This is a genomic window from Galbibacter sp., from assembly GCF_035306585.1.
GTDB lineage: Bacteria > Bacteroidota > Bacteroidia > Flavobacteriales > Flavobacteriaceae > Galbibacter.
In genome coordinates this window covers 1-3,998 of the sequence record NZ_DATGNU010000102.1, presented here as the reverse complement: position 1 = coordinate 3,998, position 3,998 = coordinate 1, and the positions used below count along the sequence as shown (strand labels likewise).

Genomic DNA, 3,998 nt, shown 5'->3' with positions numbered 1-3,998 from the left:
AAATCTGCAATTTGTCCCTTTCCTAATAAATCTACGGCTCTGGCTTTCGTTCTAAATTGCATTACTATGATTTTGAATTATTGCTTTGCCTATGGCAGTCGCATATTTGGGCGGGACGGCATTACCTATCATTCTTGCGGTGTTCGCAATACTCGTTGCTTTGAAAATATAATTTTTAGGGAAGGATTGTAAAACTGCACCTTCTCTTAATGAAATGGCTCTGTCTTCCTCCGGATGTCCGAAACGTCCGTTAGATATACTGAAAAATTTAGTAGTTATTGTCGGAGATGGTTTATCCCACCACATACGTCCGTAAACATCCTTAAAGCCATCTGTTTTTCCTTTATGGCACTTGGGTGCTAATTCTTCATTATCAACATAGGCTAATCTTGTACCTCCGTTTTTTGGGGTAATAGCAAGTCTGTCTAAGTTTATTTTCTGTAATCCGGCAACTGTATGTAAAAACTCTGTTGTGTCTTTATGCCCGTGAGATATTTTAGGAAATCCGTTATGTTCGCCTATAACATCTCTGACTGTAAGTTTTTTCCCATTTACAGGAACAGGCATCAATTCTTTTGAGGTAACACGATTAGCTATTAAAGTAAATCTTTTTCTATGTTGAGGAACACCATACTCACTTACTTCATGAACGTCAAAATGTACTTTATATCCGCTTTTATTTAGCCATCTTACAAAACCTGCTAAGCCACTCGCTCTCTTTTTTCTGAGAACACCCGGCACATTTTCAACTACCACATAACCGGGATTAAAATACTCTACAAATCGTCTAAACTCTATTAACAAATTTTTGGATTTTTTAGACTTTGTTTTATCCGTATTTATGATACTCCAAAACTGGCAGGGGCTACAGCCGATTAAGACAAGTTCATCATCATTTTTGTTCAATGACAGTTTTTCTTCAAGCTCTTGTTCTTTTAAATCGAATACATCTGCGTGAATAAACTCAGCACCTTGTATGTTTGCTTCATAGGTTGCTTTACAGTTTTCATCAAAGTCAATTCCGGCAAGAATTTCAATTCCAGCTTGTTGCATTCCATAACTCATACCGCCTCCGGAACAGAAGAAATCTACTGCTTTTAATGCTCTGTGATTATCTGTATTTTCTATTACTTTATTCATACTCCTAAAATCAATTATGAAATTGGTTTTGTATGTTATTTAATATCTTATTCAAGGTTAGTTCTTGTTTATCTTTCTTTAGTTCACATCCGTAAACAATCAGAACATTCCAACCTTTATTTATTAATTGTTCAATATTGTTTTTATCTCTCTGCTTATTCCCTTCAATTTTATCTGACCAAAATTGGGTTCTTGTTTTAGGTAATGCTGAATACTTACAATTTTCATGTCCATGCCAAAAACAACCGTGTATGAAAATTACAGTTTTATATTTCGGCAATACTATATCAGGTTTTCCGGAAAGTTTTTTATCATATAATCTATATCTTAGCCCATTTGAAAACAAAAATCTCCTTACTAAAAGTTCAGGCTTTGTATCCTTCCCTTTTACCTGACTCATATTATAGCTTCTTACTTCTTTAGAATGTACATCAGCCATTATTCATCATTTTTCGTTGACACTAACAGCTTTCTTACATCTACATTAAGTACCTGTGCTATATCAAACAATGTCTCTACAGAAGGTTGCCTTGCATTATTACACCATTGAGAAACAGTTGCTTGATTTTTACCAAGTTCTCCGGCGAGCCATTTATTCTTTTTATTCAACTCAGCCAAAACAACTCTAATTCTGTTCAGTTCTTTTACAGCCAAAATTGTTTATGTTTTAGGCAAAAATATACAAAAATATCATAAACAACCTCGCTTTTTGAATAAAACTGTTTATTTAAAAACATGCTATGAATACAGACACAACAACCAAGGGAAACCCTGAAAACCTTGATAAGTTTCATGAACAGATGGAGAAAGAAAAAGAAGATCGTTTGATAGACCTTATTATTGAGATAATTGTAAACTCTACAATGAGAGAGTACTATGAGAGTATTGATTCCAAAGATAAGCCTGCACCAAATAATAAAATAGATGAATAATCCTTAAAATTCACTCCAAAAGAAAAAACAGAAAAAAAAGGAAGCCTTTCTGCTAACGGATATAAGATAACGAAGCACTATAAGTCCCGAAGGGTGGCGGAGTCGAGACTGTAAAATAAACTGTGTCAATGATAATAAATAGAAGTATTATTTTTGACATAGTTATTATGAGTATCCACGAGAACGATTTTGATTTTGAGTCCATGAAGGACAAAGCCTTAGAGCAATTACGCAGTGGCGAATCGCTTTATGGCAAGAATGGCGCTTTTGCTCCTTTAATGAAAAAATTTTTAGAAGCAGCGCTAGAAGCTGAGATGGAGAGCTATATGGATGAAACCCAACGCTCCATAGGTAATCGGCGTAATGGCAAAAGCACCAAAGCTATTCGGACTTCCGATGGTACGATTGACATCGATACTCCGCGAGATCGTCGATCTAACTTCGAGCCCCAGCTGGTTAAGAAACGCGAGACGATTTTAGCCGAGAGCCTGGAGAAGAAGATTTTAGGCATGTATGGCCTAGGTATGAGTCTGCGAGATATTTCGAATCACATCAAGGAAATGTACGACACAGACATCAGCCACAGCACACTTTCTTCCATTACTGATAAAATCATTCCTGAGGTCAAGGAGTGGCAGTCAAGAAGTCTAGACTCTCTTTATACGATTGTATGGATGGACGCCATGCACTACAAGGTTAAAGAAGACCATCGATTTGTTTCCCGGGCTGTATACAATATCCTAGGTGTTGACCGAAACGGACATAAGCATCTGTTGGGTATGTATGTTTCGGAGAATGAAGGTGCAAACTTTTGGTTGAGCGTGCTGACCGATTTACAGAATCGGGGTGTAGAGGATATCTTGATTGCATGTATCGATAACCTAAAAGGTTTTTCAGAAGCGATACAGAGTGTTTTTCCTGATACTGAAATACAGACTTGTGTAGTACACCAGATCCGCAACAGCTTAAAGTATGTAGCTAGTAAGGACCAAAAGGAGTTTATGAACGATCTAAAGCCCGTCTACCAGGCTGACACATTGAATCTTGCCGAACTACGGATGGATGAACTACAGGATAAATGGGGTGAAAAGTATCCTGTGGTCATCGACTCCTGGCGGCGCAACTGGGATCGTTTGACCACCTATTTTAGATACGATAAATCTATCCGAAAATTGATCTACACCACCAACACTATTGAGGGTTTCCATCGTCAGGTTCGTAAAGTAACCAAAACTAAGGGCGCATTTACCTCGGATATGGCACTAATGAAGCTGATTTATCTGGCACATAAAAATATTAAAAAGAAATGGACGATGCCACTGGCAAATTGGGGTACAACAGCTCAAAAATTAGCGATTTGGTTTCCGGGAAGAATGGTGTTAGATTTGCAATAAGAAAAATGGTTGAATTACCGCCCCGCGGGACGGTAATTCAACCATTGACACAGTTTATTTTACACTCCCCTGCTGCCGCTAGCATAATATTGATATTGTCGCCAATAATCCCTTTGTAAAAGTTTCTTCCCAATCGATGGTCAGTTTTTAAATGTCCAATTACGGGTTCTATGGCTGCTCTTTTTCGATGCGCTTCTTTGAGCTTTTTCTGTAGGTACTTGGTTTGTTTTTTGTCATTGAATGGTTTGGGGATCTGAACTTGCGTGGCCCCAATCTGGGTATTCCCTCGATAACCCCGATCCACACTTACAGTTTTGGGTTCCTTCCCTATCATTCTATTAACTTGCTCTAATGCTGGTTTTAATGTATGTCCATCAAACTCATTTCGAACCCCCATTGCACCAACGATTACACCGGTATTTTGCGTCTTTACGATGGAGACTTTATTTCCGAACTCATATTTCTTATGCTCTTTACCTTTGGAAATGCAGAGTACATCTGGCTCATGTAGCGAGTATATTTTATGCTTACT

5 protein-coding genes and 1 pseudogene are annotated in these 3,998 nt (G+C 37.7%); 2 read left to right on the top strand and 4 right to left on the bottom strand.

Features of this window, described 5'->3' with window-relative positions:
- Positions 1-51: 51 nt before the first annotated feature.
- The 3 genes from VKY50_RS09890 to VKY50_RS09880 are packed head-to-tail and all read right to left on the bottom strand — an operon-like array spanning position 52 to position 1,794.
- Complete coding sequence (locus VKY50_RS09890) at positions 52-1,140, bottom strand: DNA cytosine methyltransferase (protein WP_324301367.1); 1,089 nt, start codon at positions 1,138-1,140, stop codon at positions 52-54.
- A 10-nt stretch (positions 1,141-1,150) separates the two neighbouring features.
- Complete coding sequence (locus tag VKY50_RS09885) at positions 1,151-1,579, bottom strand: very short patch repair endonuclease (RefSeq protein ID WP_324301365.1); 429 nt, start codon at positions 1,577-1,579, stop codon at positions 1,151-1,153.
- Complete coding sequence (locus tag VKY50_RS09880; protein WP_237219579.1) at positions 1,579-1,794, bottom strand: helix-turn-helix transcriptional regulator; 216 nt, start codon at positions 1,792-1,794, stop codon at positions 1,579-1,581. The genes VKY50_RS09885 and VKY50_RS09880 overlap by 1 nt, the downstream gene beginning before the upstream one ends.
- 86 nt (positions 1,795-1,880) lie before the next feature.
- On the opposite strand from VKY50_RS09880, the gene VKY50_RS09875 reads away from it, so the two are divergent.
- A complete protein-coding gene (locus VKY50_RS09875; protein WP_324301361.1) occupies positions 1,881-2,072 on the top strand; it encodes a hypothetical protein in 192 nt (63 codons plus the stop codon).
- A 167-nt stretch (positions 2,073-2,239) separates the two neighbouring features.
- On the top strand, positions 2,240-3,466 hold the full coding sequence (locus VKY50_RS09870; protein ID WP_324301369.1) for an IS256 family transposase: 1,227 nt from the start codon (positions 2,240-2,242) through the stop codon (positions 3,464-3,466).
- Positions 3,467-3,536: 70 nt separating this feature from the next.
- Here the strand turns inward: VKY50_RS09870 and VKY50_RS09865 are convergent.
- Positions 3,537-3,998: pseudogene (locus VKY50_RS09865) on the bottom strand (transposase); the annotation flags it as partial.